Consider the following 15,074-nt stretch of genomic DNA (forward strand, 5'->3'; position numbering starts at 1 on the left):
GACAACTGGCTACTAACTACTGACTACTGACTTCAAAAGCTTACCCCTGAATCCGGCGGCTCAGACTGCCGTATCTAGAAGCAAGGCGAGCTTTCCCAGCAGCGGCCCAATCTTGGAGAAACTGGATTTGTTCTTGAGCCGTTCTGGCTAAGGGCACCATCTGACTAGCTGATTCTAAAATATCATCGGTGGTAAAGTCTCGATTTTGGCTAAACCCAATGTGCATTGCTTCAATCAAAGTTTGCTCGATTTCGGCCCCTGAAAAATCGGGAGTTTCGTAAGCCAAGCGCTCTAAATCGTAATTTTTGATGCTGTGCGATCGCAACCGCAACAAATGTACCTCAAAAATCGCCCGCCGTTCCTCCTGGCTGGGCAAACCCACAAAAAATATTTCGTCAAACCTGCCTTTTCTCAGCATTTCTGGGGGCAAAGACTGGATGTTGTTGGCTGTTGCGACTACAAACACCGGCGAAGTTTTTTCGGCCAACCAAGTAATAAATGTCCCGAACACCCGGCTAGTTGTCCCGGAATCCCCTTTACCGTCCAATCCCGCAAAAGCTTTGTCAATCTCGTCAATCCACAGCACGCAGGGGGCCAAAGCTTCGGCTAGCTGAATCATTTGCCTGGTGCGGGATTCCGATTCCCCGACTAATCCGGCAAACAAACGCCCGACATCCAAGCGAAGTAAAGGCAAATGCCAGTGGTGGGCGATCGCCTTTGCTGTTAAGGATTTTCCGGTTCCTTGAATTCCGACTAACAACAAACCTCTGGGATGCGGCAAACCGTATTGGCGGGCTCGATCGGAAAAAGCACCGCCACGTCGCAGCAGCCATTCTTTGAGATTGTCCAAACCACCGATATCGGAGATATTTTCGCGGGCTGGGTAAAAATCCAGAATTTGAGTTTGGCGAATTGTTTGGCGCTTTTCTTCTAAAATCAGTTCCGCGTCGTCGGGATGGAGTTCGCCTCTGGTGGCGATCGCCTTGGCCAAAACTCGGCGGATGCGTTCGAGCGACAGCCCTTGACAGGAGCGCACTGTTTCGTCCAGCAAACGCCCTTCAATGGCTTGTCCGGTAGCCCCTAACAGCCTTTCTACCTCAATTTTGATTTCCGCCGCCGCAGGCAGGGGAAACTCCAAAACAGTCATCACTTCGCTGAGGTCTTCCGGGATCGAAATTAGAGGAGATACGATGACAATATTTTTGGGCACTGATTTGAGGAGTCTCGCCAAATTCCGCAGCTTGCGGGAAATCGAGACATCTTCCAAAAACCGCTGAAAGTCGCGCAGAATAAAAATTGCCGGCGCGCTGGCGGGCAATTTTTCGAGAAATTCCAAAGCTTGCAGCGGGTTGCGCTTGCCAAAACCTGTATCGTTGGGATTGCCTTGGTAGCCATCAACAAAATCCCAGATGTATACGGCGCGAGAACCTTGTTTTTTGGCACTTTGGGCGATCGCCGCTTCTACGCGCTCTTCCTCCCGTGTGGGAATGTAAATTAGGGGGTAGCGCGATCGCAGCAGTAGTTCAAACTCGTCGCTAAAAATAGTCATTAGTTATTAGTCAACTGACTAAGGCAATTGCCGTTTAAGTGCTTCCAGAGACGCCCAGCGACTGTCTGAGACTGTTTCTGAGCTTTCTGTATTTGCATCATCAGTTAAAGAAATTCCCGGACATTCAGTATCGCATATCTGTTTGTGCGGCAGTTCCAAACACATTTGCTCGTACACCCAATCGCCCGGAGAGAAATAGCCACCGGGGGACAAATTTTCCACCAAATCTTCTAAAGCAACTTCTATTTCTGCTGAACTTGAATCTGTTTGATTTGCTGTTTCTTCGAGCCAGATTAGTTCCGATGAGTTAAGTGCCAAACGATGATTGTATTGTTTCAAGCATCTGTGACAGGTGAGAGTAACTATTGTTTCTGCTTTCGCCTTCACCTCAAGATAATTCCCTTGGTGAGTCACTTGCAGTCGTCCTCGCACCGGAGTAAGAGTTTCTAAATCGGGGATAAATTCTTCAAAATCAATGACCTCTTTCCGCTCACTTTTTGTGAGTAGATGAGGGATATAAATTGTCTCCATAATTTTTTGCCTTCCTACTTCTTGAATTCAAAGGTCAAAAGGAATAGTTAATTTTTAACTTCTTCCTTCTTCCTTCTTCCTTCTTCCTTCTTTAGCGTCAGCGCAGCCGCACTACCAAACGCCGATCGGGTTCTTGTCCTTGACTGTAAGTTTCTATATCCTCACATTCGCTCAAAAAGCTGTGGACTTGACGGCGTTCTGCCGAAGACAGCGATTTTATTTCAACTTCAACTCCCGTCGATCGGGCTTGATCGGCTGCGTACTCTGCCATCGATCGCAATTCCTCTTGGCGGCGGATGCGATAGCCATTTAGTTCAACTGTATAAGGAATTGACTCCTCTACTTCCTGACCTATATTCTGAACCGTGTTGCAGAGGTACTGAATGGCATCTATTACATTACCGTTTGGCCCGACTAAGATTGCAACTTGTTCTTTAGTCAGATTGCTTTCATCTATTGTCATCCAATAGCAATCTTTTTGTTGTTCGCATACCACTTTTGAAGGAATTGCGGACAGTTGTAGCAATTCTTCTAACCATGCCTGTCCGCGCTGCATTTGAGAGTCTTTCATTGTTGTTAAAATCAAGCCTTTTTCTTAGAACGCTTGGGCTCAAATGGAAGTGCATCTAATCCTTGTTCTTTTTGGGTTTTCGCCTCTGCTTCGTCCACTATTTTTTGCAGGTTTTCTGGCAGCGGTTCTCGCGACAAAATAAACGATTGAACTGTTTGGAAGATGTTAGCAATCAGCATATACATCAACACGCCTGCGGGCAGCGGGAAGAACAAAAACATCCCTGAAAATATGACTGGCGTCAGTTTGTTAACTGTAGCCTGTTGGGGGTTGTCGTTTGGCCCTTGTGCTTGTCCTGAAAGGGTTTGGTTGATGTACAAACTGATGCCGAAGCCCAGAATCATCACCAAAATATCCCAGTGGATTGTACCGTCTGAGTCGATCGCGCCAACGCGGCCTAGAGCTTCAATAAACAGGAATCCTTTGTTAGTAGCCAATCCGGGGATTGTGCCTTGAACTGTGGCTTCACCGGGTGCTAATGCCGTGATGTTGCCCTGTTCATCTACCTTGACCACTTCTTCGCCTTTGAGGACTTTCCAGCCCGGTTCAAAGTCGATTTCGCTCTTATTTTCTGCAGCTAAAACTTTGAGAGGTTTGCCCTCTGGGGTTTGAAAATTAATCTTTGTTGTGTCGCCGACTCCGAGTTTGTCGCCGCCTGGAATTACGCCCACAACAGGAGCATGAAAAGTACCTGTGACGTAAATATTTTGTGGCGGTGTAGCAAAAGCTTGCGGTTGAACAGTTTCGATTTGTTCTTTCGGCAAAACTTGAACGTTGACGCTGTAATTTATGTCAGAAAACGGCGAACCCCTGAGCGTTGCAAACAGTGCAAACAGCACTGGCATTTGCAGGACCAAGGGGAAGCATCCTGCTAGAGGATTACCAAATTCTTTGTATACTTTGCTCATTTCCTCCTGCTGTTTTGCAGGATTTTCTTTATAGAGTTTTTGAATTTGATCTACTCGCTCTTTCATCAATGGCTGCGCTACTTTCATGCGCCGCATATTGCGAAGAGAGCCTGCATTGAGAGGATAAAGAGCAAAGCGAATCACGAGCGTCAGAGCTACGATCGCTAAACCGTAGCTTGGCACGATCCCGTAGAAAAAATCTAGGATCGGAAGCATGAGGTTGTTGGAGAGAAACGAGATACCGAAATCCATTCGCTTTGAGTTAATTTAGGTGCTCTATGTTTGCTGTTGAGAACTATTTTTACCCGCTTAACGCGAGCCGCCTCAATTTTCAGGGTTTTGTCTCTATCTTAGGACATTGCCCGTCGATCGACCGCCCGGTCTGCGGGTTTGTTTTAATGAGTTTGCCAATACTCGCACTGAATTGGGCCTCTAATCAGGGTGAAAGCGGTTCGGTTATTTAGCTTGGGCCGCGTTTGCTTTTTGAGCGGCTATGGGAAGTTTTTCGTTAATGTAGTCATACATTGCTCGAAATTTCGGCATAGCTCTGAGTTCCAAGCGGCTGCCATTTTTCATGGTGAGCACCATGTCTCCGTAAGTCCCGAAACCGCGAGGTACTGTGACGATTTTGACTATATCTGAGTAGATAACGTCTGTCTGATCGCCCCCCATCCAACCGCTAGTTACCGACACTCGGCGGCTCGTGATCCGATACCGCAGCCACAGAGCCCGGACAATTGCTCCTACTGCTAGGGGGATTCCCACCACAGTCAGCCCCAGGAGTAAATTGAGGATCAAGTCACCGGGCGCGGGGCCGCCTTCATAATATACTTCCTCTCGAATTCCCATCTAGTACCTCGGCTTCTACCAACAACTGCTCTAATTCTTGCAGAATTTCTGCATAATTGCACTCTTGTGCGATCGGACGCACGACAATTACTAAATCCCACCCGAATTTTAATCGGGGCAATAGCTGTCGCAAAGCTGCCCGAATCTGACGCTTAATCCGGTTGCGGACTACAGCGCGTTTGCTGACTTTCAGGCTGATGGAAATGCCTGTGCGAGTTGGCTGCAAGGATTTTTCGGCTGTCGGTTTCGCAAATTCTGCGCTTTTTGGTTTACGCAGAGCTCTTAAGCTGAAATGGGCCGAGTTACGGCGCATTCCCTTGCGGTATACGGCGCTGAAGTCTTTTCGGTGCTTAAGTCGGTTTGTATCGGGCAACATGGCGTAGGGCGATCGTGGAGGCCTCTCAACCTTGATGCAGTGCTAGACTGCGAGGCGGTGGCGACCTTTGCTGCGGCGGGCTTTGATTACCAATCTACCGGTTACGGTACGCATTCTGGCGCGAAAACCGGATGTTCTTTTTCTTTTGCGGCTGGTTCCGTGCAGGGTTTGCTGTGTCATTTTGATTTCTCCCGGCTTGTTACTTTACTTTTGATTAATATTCACAATCTTCTAGTATACCATAGAGTTGTTTAGTTTACAAATAATTTTAAATGATATTAGTTTGTGGGTAATTCCCAGAAACCAGCTTTCTTTCGAGATATTTCGTATCCCAATTAAGATTATCGAAGAAACCGGGTTTCTTAGCCTGTGGGTAATTCCCAGAAAAAGGTAATATGGATGTAGTTTTTGGATGGTTAGGGATATGGCTCCACAACCTAATGGAAAAGTGACTATCGTCCGCACAGAAAGGGGGCTTACGTTCGCGGGGACACGCATAACCCTTTATGATGTAATAGATCATCTCAAAGCCCAGTATCCCCCTAAATTCATTCGTGACGTATTTAACCTTACGGATGAGCAGTTCCGCGCGGCTCTTTCGTATATAGAAGCGCATCAGACAGACGTAGAAGCCCAGGATCAAGAAGTTTTGAAATCAGCCGAAGAAACTCGGCAGTATTGGGAAGATCGCAACCACGTGAAGTGCTAATTCGCCGGAACTATTGAGTAAGCTAATGGCAATAGTTACCTACGGGTCAAACGCTCCATCCAACACTAACTATATTAGTCCGCTGCCTCCTATTCTGATGCTGTCTGGGGCAAAGGATTCAGTGGTTCCTCAAGAACTTTCGCGATCGGCATTTCAAAGGATACCAGCACCAGCAAAAACTTTTATTGAGTTGACTGGGTTCAACCAATACAGCATCAATGATTCTCAACAACCCAGTGGAGCACCGCCAGAGGAAAACAAAGCCGATTTTTTAAATCAAGACTCAGTAAGGTCGATCGCTTGTATGTTGAAATCCTTCGTGCAAAATGTTAAATCCCAACAGGAAAACTGGCTGAGTTACTTGGATAGCGATATTGTTAGTGCGATCGGATACACTGAATCAAGTTGCAAGGGTTAAACCTGTTGGGGTGTTAGTAGAGTAGTTAATCACAGACAAAAAAAATCAGACCCCCGTTGGTGGGCCGAACTTGATTAACAAAAGGAGATTCTGAATGTCCGAACGGCAACAACAATTGCTCGACACCATCGCTCGCGCGTTCCGTGGCGTCGAACTCGGTGACGGAGTCAGCCTCCACGAGACAGTGCTCATCGACCTCTACGAAGGTCCCGAAGCGCGACAGGAGGCGAGATTACTGGACGAGAAGCATGACTGGCGCAAGCTGGTTGGCGATCCTGCGTTGGTCCAGGTCACTGGCTCCCCGCTGAGCTTCTACGATGCGACTGGCCTCCGCTTCCATCTGCCGGCGTACCTGTCCCTAGCCGTGACAGACTTCGATCATGAGGATGCGGCCGATGTGTTGGGCGGTCTGATGTTTACCCTCACGAACTTATGCGAGTACAACCTGGAGCGGCTCTCGATCCTCGACAGTCCTCAACGGCAATGTGTCAAGGATGTGCTAGTTTATCTCCGCGATGAGTTTTATCTCCGCGATGAGTACGAGTACGAGTTGGAGAGTCTGGAACTTGACCAGGCTATTGGGGGTTACTGGAATTCAGAACCGACGGTGGAGAGACCGGCCTAACCAAACGCTAAAAAATCAGAGCCACGCAGAATATGGCGCAGTCTGCGCGATCGTCAGCGCGAGTCCGGTAGTGTCATGGTAATACGTCCGGTTCCTTCCGAAGCCCACGGCGAAATCGATTGTATCGCCCTGAAGTACCGCAAGATTGCGATCGTCGCCAAAGATGAGTTATTGCTGCAATTTCAGACTGGAAACCGGATTTCTGACCCCATGTCTGGCAAATTGGACTTTTCACAGTAATCGATCGGGATCGATACCTTGCGATCGCAGCATTTCCTCTAATCGTTCTACACGTTGCTGGGCTTGCTCCTTCGCCCGTCGCTCTTGCTCCTTCGCCCGTCGCTCTTGCTCTGTGCGTTGTCTTTCCCGCTCTTGAGGGCTTAGTTCCCGATCGCCCGCTGCGTCAGCATTTTACTTTTGCGAGTGACTTACTGCCACGATCGATCGCACTCTTAGCACCAGCCGAGTGCCGGATGTCCGCCCTGCGAAGTGTGTTTACAATTCTTAATTGTTCTTAAACTAGAAAGAGTAAATATAGTTTGCGATCTGAATTTATGTTGCTTCCAGCCGATAAACGCACCAAGTTAGACGACACCGACGACAATTTGTTCTATTCCAATCCCCGGTTTGTAACGCACGTAGACGATGGATTTATTCAGCAACTAACCGATTTATATCGGGAACGGCTGAAACCGAATACTCGGATTTTTGATATGATGAGCAGTTGGGTTTCTCACTTGCCCGACGAGATGGATTTTGCCCATATTGAAGGACACGGCATGAATGAAGAAGAGTTGGCAAAAAATCGCCGACTGAATCATTATTTCGTGCAGAATTTGAACGCAAATCCCAAATTGCCACTGCCGGATTCAGAGTTTGACGCGGTTGTCAACTGCGTTTCGGTACAGTATTTGCAGCACCCGGATGCGATTTTTGCCGAGATTCACCGGATTTTGAAGCCTGGTGGAGTAGCAATTATGAGCTTTTCCAACCGGATGTTTTATCAAAAGGCGATCGCGGCTTGGCGGGAAGGTTCCGAGGGCGATCGGGTAGAATTAGTCAAGGGTTACTTTGATTCTGTTAAAGGAGCGAACATACCCGGATTTAGCAAGCCCGAAGTAATAGTTCGCAAGCCTAACTTGCCGAGTTTTATGCAAATGCTGCGAATACCAAGCGGCGATCCGTTTTATGCTGTAGTTGCTTACCGCCAAAGTTAGGATTTTTTGGCAGTAAGGACTTTAGGACTTTAGGTGAAGATTGAAAGGACTAAAGTCCTTACTACAAAATTGTCACGAATCGAATAATTAGACAAACTGTTACTCTTCTAACCATTCTGCATAACCGCAAGCAAGCAAATGCTTTTTCAACTTAGCAATAGCTGTAGCATCCGGTGCATCATTTGAGCCGACGGCGTATACATCATTCAGAACAAGAGAATAATCTTTCCCGGTACAGTTTGCCATGACTTCTGCTAAATTGCGATCGGATATTTCATCGTAAAGCAGTGCCAAAAGCGGAAAATAATCTTCCTCTTTAATTCCGTCAGGAAAAGCACGCTGAATCAGCTTGTAGGTACTCGACAAATAAGATGCAATAGAAACTTTTATTTTCATCGTTAGTTTCCCGTTAAACGACATGGAGGGTGGACGTACACGCTGAAATTGACACCTTGACCGCTTAGGGCCCTCACAGCTTTAGCATCTGCTGTCATGGTTGTAATGCCCAACTGGTCGCCTGTTCCCAAAATTATTATATCATTTGCGCCTAAGTTTCTAGTTGTCTGCAAGTTTAATGCTCTCTTCGAGGGATTGTCAGGAATGACAGCCACTCTCTGGAGGAATCGACTTGCTCTCCCTTGCTCCAATGCACCTGCTATGCTTTGAACAATATTAGTAAACTCATTAAAAGCCGTCTGAGTCATCACCATTTGCTGTCCTTGTACGTATTGTCGTAACTGAACACGGACTGGCGAATTTTCCGAGATAAATGCAATTCCCGTGCTAGTATCTAGATTAAGCATTTAAACCCAAAATACAAACCCATGACAATTGTACTGTGAAACCATACCAGGAAATACTGAAGTTATATTTTTTTTGCACTAAGTAAGGAATTTAGGACTTGAGGTGGAGATTGAAAACACTAAAGTCCTAACTACAAACCGATCGAAAGCTATGCTCTTTAGGTTAGGATATATTTAATCTTTCTTCCGAAAATATGGAAAACGAACTTTTGCAGCGCATCACACTCGATCCAAATATCTGTCACGGAAAACGCTGTATTCGCGGTCTCCGATATCCAGTAGAGTTAATTCTTGAATTACTCAGTTCTGGTATGAATGCTAAAGGAATTGTAGATGACTATGACGATTTAGAACATGAGGATATTCTAGCTGCTTTGCTATTTGCCGCGCGGCTGACTCAAGTGAAAAGCATATACCGAGTATTAGTGTAATGAAGTTTTTGGTAGATGCACAATTACCACTACGTCTTGCGCGCGTGCTGCAATCTTCTGGTTGCGATACTATTCATACTAAAGATTTACCTCGACAAAATGCAACTCGATATTCAGAAATTAACTTGCTTTCCATCCAATAAAGCAGAATTGTTATCACCAAAGATAGAGATTTTCTAGATTCATTTATGATCAAGCAGCAACCTTACAAGCTGTTGATATTGACGACTGGCAACATAAATAATAACCAACTTATAGACTTATTTATGAATAACTTGCCGCAGTTGGCTGAACTCTTTCAGGAACATTCCTTGATAGAAATGAATCGCGATACAATTGTAGTTCATCAGTAATCATAAAGTAGGGTAACACCTTGATATGAAACCATACCAGCAAATAGCGATCGACGAATGCGGCGAACCTTTAGTCCCCATTCCAGCAGAACATTTTGCCTTTGAAATGCCGCACCCCTATCAAAAGTTGGGTGCACCCTATCACAACAGCAAAGCAGATTCCCCTTTCTACTTGCGGCAAGGAGTTGTAGATAGTTTAATCGCCGCTCAAACCCAGCTACAGCAAAATCATCAAAATTGGAAAATTCTGATATTTGACGCTTATCGGCCGGTGGAAGTGCAGCAATTTATGGTAGATTATACTTTTAATCAAATTGCCATAGCTCAAGGCTGCGAATTTCCGGTTCCCGAAGACAAACGCCAAGTGATTATAGAACACGTATATCAATTTTGGGCACTACCCAGCCTCGATCGCGCGACGCCTCCCCCTCACAGTACAGGTGCAGCTTTAGATATAACTTTAGTGGAGGAAAATAATCGGCAAATTGATATGGGCTCTCCGATTGATGAAATATCAGAACGTTCTTATCCCGATTATTTTTGTAATAGCAAGGAGCCGCAAAAACAGGAATATCACCGTCGCAGGCAAATCTTAAAAGATGCGATGATAGCTGCGGGTTTTCAGCAACATCCTAACGAATGGTGGCATTTTTGTCTGGGCGATCAGATGTGGGCTTGGTTGACAAATCAAAACAATAGTGGTAGTCAGTTGATTGCCCGATATGGCCGCTATTAAAAGGGTACGCAATTAAATCGGGACTGGCGCACTCGCAACCTTGAGAAAGGGGGTTTGTTGACAAAAAACCTTAGCTTTTAACTGCTTCCAGCAGCAAGAAACCCCCTTTCTGACCGAAAGCATCCAGGATACCCGCCACGGGATTCATTCCGAAAGCAGACTCAGGACCCAGAAATAAAAAACCTGTATCCGATAAAGGAGCCCCCGAATTTATCCGTGGGGTCAAGGCTTCAATTCTTTAATCTAAAATCTAAAATCTCAAATCTAAAATCGATTGACACTCTCTGCGTCCCGCCCTATAAAAGTATGAGCAAAATAAATTATTTGTATCAGAAGACACGGCAACTATTGCCAGCGGGGTAGCGGTAGTTTAAAATCAACGAGAGCGAACAAGTGCAGGCAATAGTTGCCAGCACCGCAAACCCTAAAGGATAACTCAGAGTTCACCCAATGAAAGCACTCATCCTCTCTGGCGGTAAAGGAACACGCTTGCGTCCCCTCACCTATACGGGTGCTAAGCAGTTGGTTCCTGTAGCAAATAAGCCGATCCTGTGGTACGGAATAGAAGGAATTGTGGCGGCTGGGATTACGGATATTGGGATTATTATTAGTCCCGAAACCGGGGAAGAGGTGAAGACGAAAACAGGAGATGGATCTCGCTTCGGTGCGAAAATTACTTATATCTTGCAAGCAGAGCCGGCAGGGCTCGCTCACGCGGTAAAAGTTGCCAGACCGTTTTTGGGCGATTCTCCGTTTATTATGTATTTGGGAGATAACTTAATTGAAAATCAGTTAGATCCGTTTTTAGAGATTTTTAACAAGCAGAAACTAGACGCTCTGATTTTGCTGCGTCCAGTTCCCAATCCCTCTGCTTTCGGTGTGGCAAAAGTTGATGAGAAAGGCAGAGTTTTGCAGTTAGTAGAAAAGCCCAAGGTTCCGCCGTCAAATTTAGCACTGGTGGGAATTTACTTTTTTGCTCCTACTATCCACGAGGCGATCGATCAAATTCAACCCTCTGCCCGGGGCGAACTCGAAATTACCGATGCCATTCAACAGCTCATCAATCAGGAAAAACACGTAGAAGCCTGCAATTTAGAGGGTTGGTGGCTGGATACGGGGAAAAAGGACGATTTGCTGAGTGCAAACCAAATCATTTTAGATAGCCGTATCGTAGCTTCAACTGAATTAACAGTAGATGCGAAAAGTCAAATTATCGGGCGAGTGCAAATAGGCGAAGGAACGGAAATCATTAATTCTACAGTTCGCGGGCCGGTGGTAATTGGGGAAAATTGCCGGATTGAAAATTGCTTTATCGGGCCTTACAGCAGTATTGCCGATCGCGTGACGATGATTGATGCTGATATCGAACACAGTGTAATATTGCAAGGGGCGAAAATAGTTGGCATTCACCAGCGAATTGTTGACAGCGTGATCGGGCAGCGAGCTCAACTCACCAATGCACCGGCTCGTCCAAAAGCTCTGCGGTTTATGATTGGTGATGACAGTCAAATTGAGTTAACTTAAATTGAGATATTGCCAATATCGGAAGCAATAATCTTGATTTAACAAGAGATAAATGTTCTTGTGGGGTGTAGGGGTTGGGCATCCTGCCCGCCCTTGAACAGGCTTTCCGGCCTGTTCCACAATTAATTACAATCAGGGAAACAGGAAAGATGCCTGTTCACAATTAGTTACAATGATTGAAACAGCAAAGATGCCTGTTCCATAATAAGTCAGAGTAAGTTATCTCAAGGAGAGGAAAGTTTGGAGTACGAAGAAATACCAACTCAACAGATAATACATAAATTGCGGCAAACTTTGGAGCCGCGAATTGGTATTGCTGAGTTGTCGCTGTTGGGAACAGAAAATAGTGCGATTCCCTTCGGGATAGCTTCGCTTCACGCCCAAAATGAAGATGACGAAGATATCGCCCTTTTAAAGGCTGGTTTCGACATTTATAACATCCCCATTACCTCTTACCAAAGGCGACTCGGTTCCGCAGTCATCGTCGTTAGGAAAATAGTCCGCAAATTGCTCAGACCGGTACTCGAACGACAAGTAATTTACAATTTTGCTAATACCCGGGTCGTGCATACATTAAGCACACAGTTGCAAAAATTGCAAGAAAATCAACAAACTCTATTTGAAAAAATTGAATCGGAATTCAGCAGCGAATATCCCGAAGTTACAGCACAGCTTGAGACTCAACAAAGAGCGATCGCAACTTTTCAGTCTGAAATAGAGCAAATTAAAGCAGTGCAGCAGCAACATACTGCTATTTTAGAGAAGATTACCGCTCAATTGCTCGATCGACAAAAATAAAGCATCAAAGATGACCCAAAATAATTTGGTCACAAGGCCCCAGATTTATTCGCGAGAGCAATGCTTCAATGCTTCAATCAAAAATCGAAAATTATTCAATTCCTCAATCTAAAATCCTAAATCCCAAATCGAAAATTCCTCAATCCTTCAAATTTTCAAGTATTCAATCCCAAATCGAAAATCGAAAATTCTTCAATCCTTCAATTCCTCAATCCTCAATCTAAAATCTAAAATCTAAAATCGAATGACCACACTGCCCATATGCTCCTTAATTATAGTCAACTATAACGGTCTGCGCCACACGAAAGATTGCTTAAAATCTCTACAAAAACTTGCGTATCCCGAATCGCAACTAGATTTCATTGTAATTGATAATTGTTCTCAAGACGATTCCGTTAATTCCCTGCGCGAACTATTTCCCAAAGTTCGGATTTTTGTCAACTCCGCCAACAACTTTGCTAAAGCCCTAAACCTCGGCATCAGCGAAGCAAAAGGGCAATATATCGGCTTTCTAAATAACGATGCTACCCTTGACAGTCGCTGGTTAGAGATTCTGGTAAAACGGCTAGAAACTAATAAAGAAGTAGGTGCGACTAGCGGCAAATTGCTGTTTAAAGACGGGCGAATTAACAGCGCCGGTATTCAGCAATTACCTAATTTTTATTGGCAAGATGTCGGCTTTGGCGAAAAAGATGCGGGACAGTACGATACAGAACGGGAAGTCGAGGGGCTTTGTTGGGCGGCGGTGCTTTTTCGGAGAGAATGTCTGGAAGATGTCGGGCCGATAGATGAAGATTTTGTGATGTATTTTGAGGATGTAGAGTTTGCCAAACGCTGCCACAAACGCGGTTGGAAAATGCTTTATACTCCCGCCGCAATCGCCCATCACGAGTATCGGGGTTCGAGTAAAGGAAGCAAACTTACCGAGTATTTCTGCAACCGCAATCGGTTTTTGTATTTGGCAAAACATGAACCCTTGCAATTAGTTAAAGGAATTCACACTTCCGATTTTTTTACGAACAAGCAGTATGATTTGCTGTTCGAGAGTTTGTTTGTAGCGATTAAAAAGCTGCTTGATTATCAGAAACCAGAAATCATCGAAACTGTATTGCCGCAGTTGTCGGAAAAGTTGGCGGTGATTTACAGTCGGATGAAGATAGATCGCATTTTATCTCGCTTACAGGTGGTTCGGGGCGATCGCAAAATGTCGATCGCCATTTACGATCACGGACTGCATTTTATCGGCGGCGGACAAAAATACGTCGCTACCCTCGCCTCGCTGCTGCAAAATGAATTTGACATTACTTTTATCGCCAACAAACCAGTTGCTGTTTCCGATTTAGAATCCTGGTACGGACTCAACCTTTCAGGATGCAAAATTAAAATTATGCCCTTGGCGTTTTACGATAAACGCGGAATGCAGTGCATCGATTCCAGCATCATCGTGGAAGATATGGAAAATCCCTTTGATGAAATTGCCAGAGAAAGCAAAAACTACGATATTTTCATCAACGCGAACCAACTGGAAAAAGTTAAACCACTGTCCCCAATTTCAGTATTTTTCTGTCACTTTCCCAATACCTTCCGCAACCGTCACTTTGCTGTCGATGATTACACTTTCATTATTGCCAACAGTCAATTTACCGTCAAGTGGTTGGAAAAACGCTGGAACCTACAGCCAACTTTTCTGCTTTATCCGCCCGTAGAAATGGCAACAGTTAAAGTGCCGAAAGAAAACATAATTTTGGCGGTGGGACAGTTTGAAGCTGGGGGAACAAAAAAGCAAATTGAACTAATTAAAGCTTTCCGCAGTTTGCTAGCGGATTATCCCGAAGATTTTCAAGGATGGCGACTAATTTTAGTTGGCAGCAGCATTCCGAAAAATCCTTATTTAAAGACTGTTCAGAATTTATTGAAGCAAGATCCAAGGGCGATCGAGCTAAAAGTCAATGTTGACTTCGATGAGGTAAAATCGCTTTATGGTAGAGCAAGCATATTTTGGCACGGCTGCGGTTTGGGTGAAGTCAATCCTCAAAGATTTGAGCATTTCGGGATGGCGACTGTGGAAGCAATGCACAACAGTTGTGCTCCAATTGTTTTCAACGGTGGCGGCCAACCGGAAATTGTGGAACATGGGCGATCGGGCTTTGTGTTCAATACCGTTGAGGAACTGTGCCAGCATTCACATCAACTAATTGTTAATCCTGATTTGCTAGCAGAACTTCAAGCTGGTGCACAGCAACGCAGTCAGAACTTTAGACTTGCACATTTTGAGAAAAAAGTCAATAGTTTTTTTGATATTATTCACCAAGAGTATGCTACAATTCGGCTGCCAAATCCTGCCGATATAGCTCAAATGCTCGATATGGAGCGCGATCGATAAATTGCGTAGGGGGGTTTTACCAACCATATTAAATGATTACAAACAATTTATATAAACCCGCCCGTACACCGCCAATAAATTACATCAAATCCGACTTCTGTGCAACCATAAAATCTAAATTTTGATTGTTCGTTGGGTGGGGGCGGGTTTAGGAGATTATGGGTTTGAGGCAATTATTGTTGGTAAAACCCGCCCCTACAATTGGGATAAATTTTGGTTGGGTGGGGGCGGGTTTAGGAGATTATGGGTTTGAGGCAATTATTGTTGGTAAAACCCGCCCCTACAATTGGGAT

Annotated in this window: 20 protein-coding genes; 11 read left to right on the forward strand and 9 right to left on the reverse strand. The window is 45.1% G+C overall.

Going from position 1 to position 15,074, the window contains the following annotated elements; all coding sequences use genetic code 11:
• Positions 1–40: 40 nt before the first annotated feature.
• The 7 genes from QUB24_RS27525 to rpmH form a co-directional block, all read right to left on the reverse strand.
• Positions 41–1,549, reverse strand: a complete 1,509-nt coding sequence (locus QUB24_RS27525; protein WP_333156776.1) for an AAA family ATPase — start codon at positions 1,547–1,549, stop codon at positions 41–43.
• Between the two features lie 18 nt (positions 1,550–1,567).
• Positions 1,568–2,080, reverse strand: coding sequence for a YceD family protein (locus tag QUB24_RS27530; RefSeq protein ID WP_333083011.1), 513 nt, complete (start codon positions 2,078–2,080; stop codon positions 1,568–1,570).
• A 97-nt stretch (positions 2,081–2,177) separates the two neighbouring features.
• Positions 2,178–2,651 (reverse strand): R3H domain-containing nucleic acid-binding protein, encoded by a 474-nt coding sequence (locus QUB24_RS27535; RefSeq protein ID WP_333156777.1) that lies wholly within the window; start codon positions 2,649–2,651, stop codon positions 2,178–2,180.
• Between the two features lie 11 nt (positions 2,652–2,662).
• On the reverse strand, positions 2,663–3,811 hold the full coding sequence (yidC, locus tag QUB24_RS27540; protein WP_333156778.1) for a membrane protein insertase YidC: 1,149 nt from the start codon (positions 3,809–3,811) through the stop codon (positions 2,663–2,665).
• 204 nt (positions 3,812–4,015) lie between these two features.
• Positions 4,016–4,408, reverse strand: a complete 393-nt coding sequence (locus QUB24_RS27545) for a PH domain-containing protein (RefSeq protein ID WP_333039175.1) — start codon at positions 4,406–4,408, stop codon at positions 4,016–4,018.
• Complete coding sequence (gene rnpA / locus QUB24_RS27550) at positions 4,380–4,784, reverse strand: ribonuclease P protein component (protein WP_190656771.1); 405 nt, start codon at positions 4,782–4,784, stop codon at positions 4,380–4,382. The genes QUB24_RS27545 and rnpA overlap by 29 nt, the downstream gene beginning before the upstream one ends.
• A gap of 42 nt (positions 4,785–4,826) precedes the next feature.
• Complete coding sequence (rpmH, locus tag QUB24_RS27555) at positions 4,827–4,964, reverse strand: 50S ribosomal protein L34 (RefSeq protein WP_015174196.1); 138 nt, start codon at positions 4,962–4,964, stop codon at positions 4,827–4,829.
• Between the two features lie 244 nt (positions 4,965–5,208).
• Here rpmH and QUB24_RS27560 point away from each other — a divergent pair, with 244 nt between their 5' ends.
• The 5 genes from QUB24_RS27560 (at position 5,209) to QUB24_RS27580 (ending at position 7,753) form a co-directional block, all read left to right on the forward strand.
• A complete protein-coding gene (locus QUB24_RS27560; RefSeq protein WP_333156779.1) occupies positions 5,209–5,493 on the forward strand; it encodes a DUF433 domain-containing protein in 285 nt (94 codons plus the stop codon).
• Between the two features lie 25 nt (positions 5,494–5,518).
• Entirely contained in the window at positions 5,519–5,911 is a 393-nt protein-coding gene (locus tag QUB24_RS27565) for a hypothetical protein (RefSeq protein ID WP_333156780.1), read from the forward strand.
• A gap of 94 nt (positions 5,912–6,005) precedes the next feature.
• Entirely contained in the window at positions 6,006–6,536 is a 531-nt protein-coding gene (locus QUB24_RS27570) for a DUF6714 family protein (protein WP_333156781.1), read from the forward strand.
• Positions 6,537–6,611: 75 nt separating this feature from the next.
• Positions 6,612–6,776, forward strand: a complete 165-nt coding sequence (locus QUB24_RS27575; protein WP_333156782.1) for a hypothetical protein — start codon at positions 6,612–6,614, stop codon at positions 6,774–6,776.
• A 314-nt stretch (positions 6,777–7,090) separates the two neighbouring features.
• Positions 7,091–7,753 (forward strand): class I SAM-dependent methyltransferase, encoded by a 663-nt coding sequence (locus QUB24_RS27580; RefSeq protein WP_333156783.1) that lies wholly within the window; start codon positions 7,091–7,093, stop codon positions 7,751–7,753.
• A 99-nt stretch (positions 7,754–7,852) separates the two neighbouring features.
• Here QUB24_RS27580 and QUB24_RS27585 read toward each other — a convergent pair whose 3' ends face one another.
• Both QUB24_RS27585 and QUB24_RS27590 read right to left on the reverse strand, forming a co-directional pair.
• Complete coding sequence (locus tag QUB24_RS27585; RefSeq protein ID WP_333156784.1) at positions 7,853–8,149, reverse strand: DUF3349 domain-containing protein; 297 nt, start codon at positions 8,147–8,149, stop codon at positions 7,853–7,855.
• A 2-nt stretch (positions 8,150–8,151) separates the two neighbouring features.
• The gene (locus tag QUB24_RS27590; protein ID WP_333156785.1) at positions 8,152–8,556 is read right to left on the reverse strand and encodes a DUF1308 domain-containing protein; all 405 of its coding nucleotides are present in this window, start codon (positions 8,554–8,556) and stop codon (positions 8,152–8,154) included.
• A gap of 194 nt (positions 8,557–8,750) precedes the next feature.
• Between QUB24_RS27590 and QUB24_RS27595 the strand changes: the two genes are divergently transcribed.
• The 6 genes from QUB24_RS27595 to QUB24_RS27620 all read left to right on the forward strand — a co-directional run bounded on the left by QUB24_RS27595 (position 8,751) and on the right by QUB24_RS27620 (position 14,781).
• Entirely contained in the window at positions 8,751–8,987 is a 237-nt protein-coding gene (locus tag QUB24_RS27595) for a DUF433 domain-containing protein (RefSeq protein ID WP_333156786.1), read from the forward strand.
• A 155-nt stretch (positions 8,988–9,142) separates the two neighbouring features.
• Positions 9,143–9,340, forward strand: a complete 198-nt coding sequence (locus tag QUB24_RS27600; RefSeq protein WP_333156796.1) for a DUF5615 family PIN-like protein — start codon at positions 9,143–9,145, stop codon at positions 9,338–9,340.
• A 25-nt stretch (positions 9,341–9,365) separates the two neighbouring features.
• Complete coding sequence (locus QUB24_RS27605; protein ID WP_333156787.1) at positions 9,366–10,076, forward strand: M15 family metallopeptidase; 711 nt, start codon at positions 9,366–9,368, stop codon at positions 10,074–10,076.
• 450 nt (positions 10,077–10,526) lie between these two features.
• Positions 10,527–11,600, forward strand: coding sequence for a glucose-1-phosphate thymidylyltransferase (locus tag QUB24_RS27610; protein WP_333156788.1), 1,074 nt, complete (start codon positions 10,527–10,529; stop codon positions 11,598–11,600).
• Positions 11,601–11,840: 240 nt separating this feature from the next.
• Complete coding sequence (locus QUB24_RS27615; protein WP_333156789.1) at positions 11,841–12,398, forward strand: hypothetical protein; 558 nt, start codon at positions 11,841–11,843, stop codon at positions 12,396–12,398.
• 244 nt (positions 12,399–12,642) lie between these two features.
• Positions 12,643–14,781, forward strand: a complete 2,139-nt coding sequence (locus QUB24_RS27620) for a glycosyltransferase (RefSeq protein ID WP_333156790.1) — start codon at positions 12,643–12,645, stop codon at positions 14,779–14,781.
• Positions 14,782–15,074: the final 293 nt, after the last annotated feature.

It is taken from the genome of Microcoleus sp. B9-D4 (genome assembly GCF_036705105.1).
Classification (GTDB): domain Bacteria; phylum Cyanobacteriota; class Cyanobacteriia; order Cyanobacteriales; family Microcoleaceae; genus Microcoleus.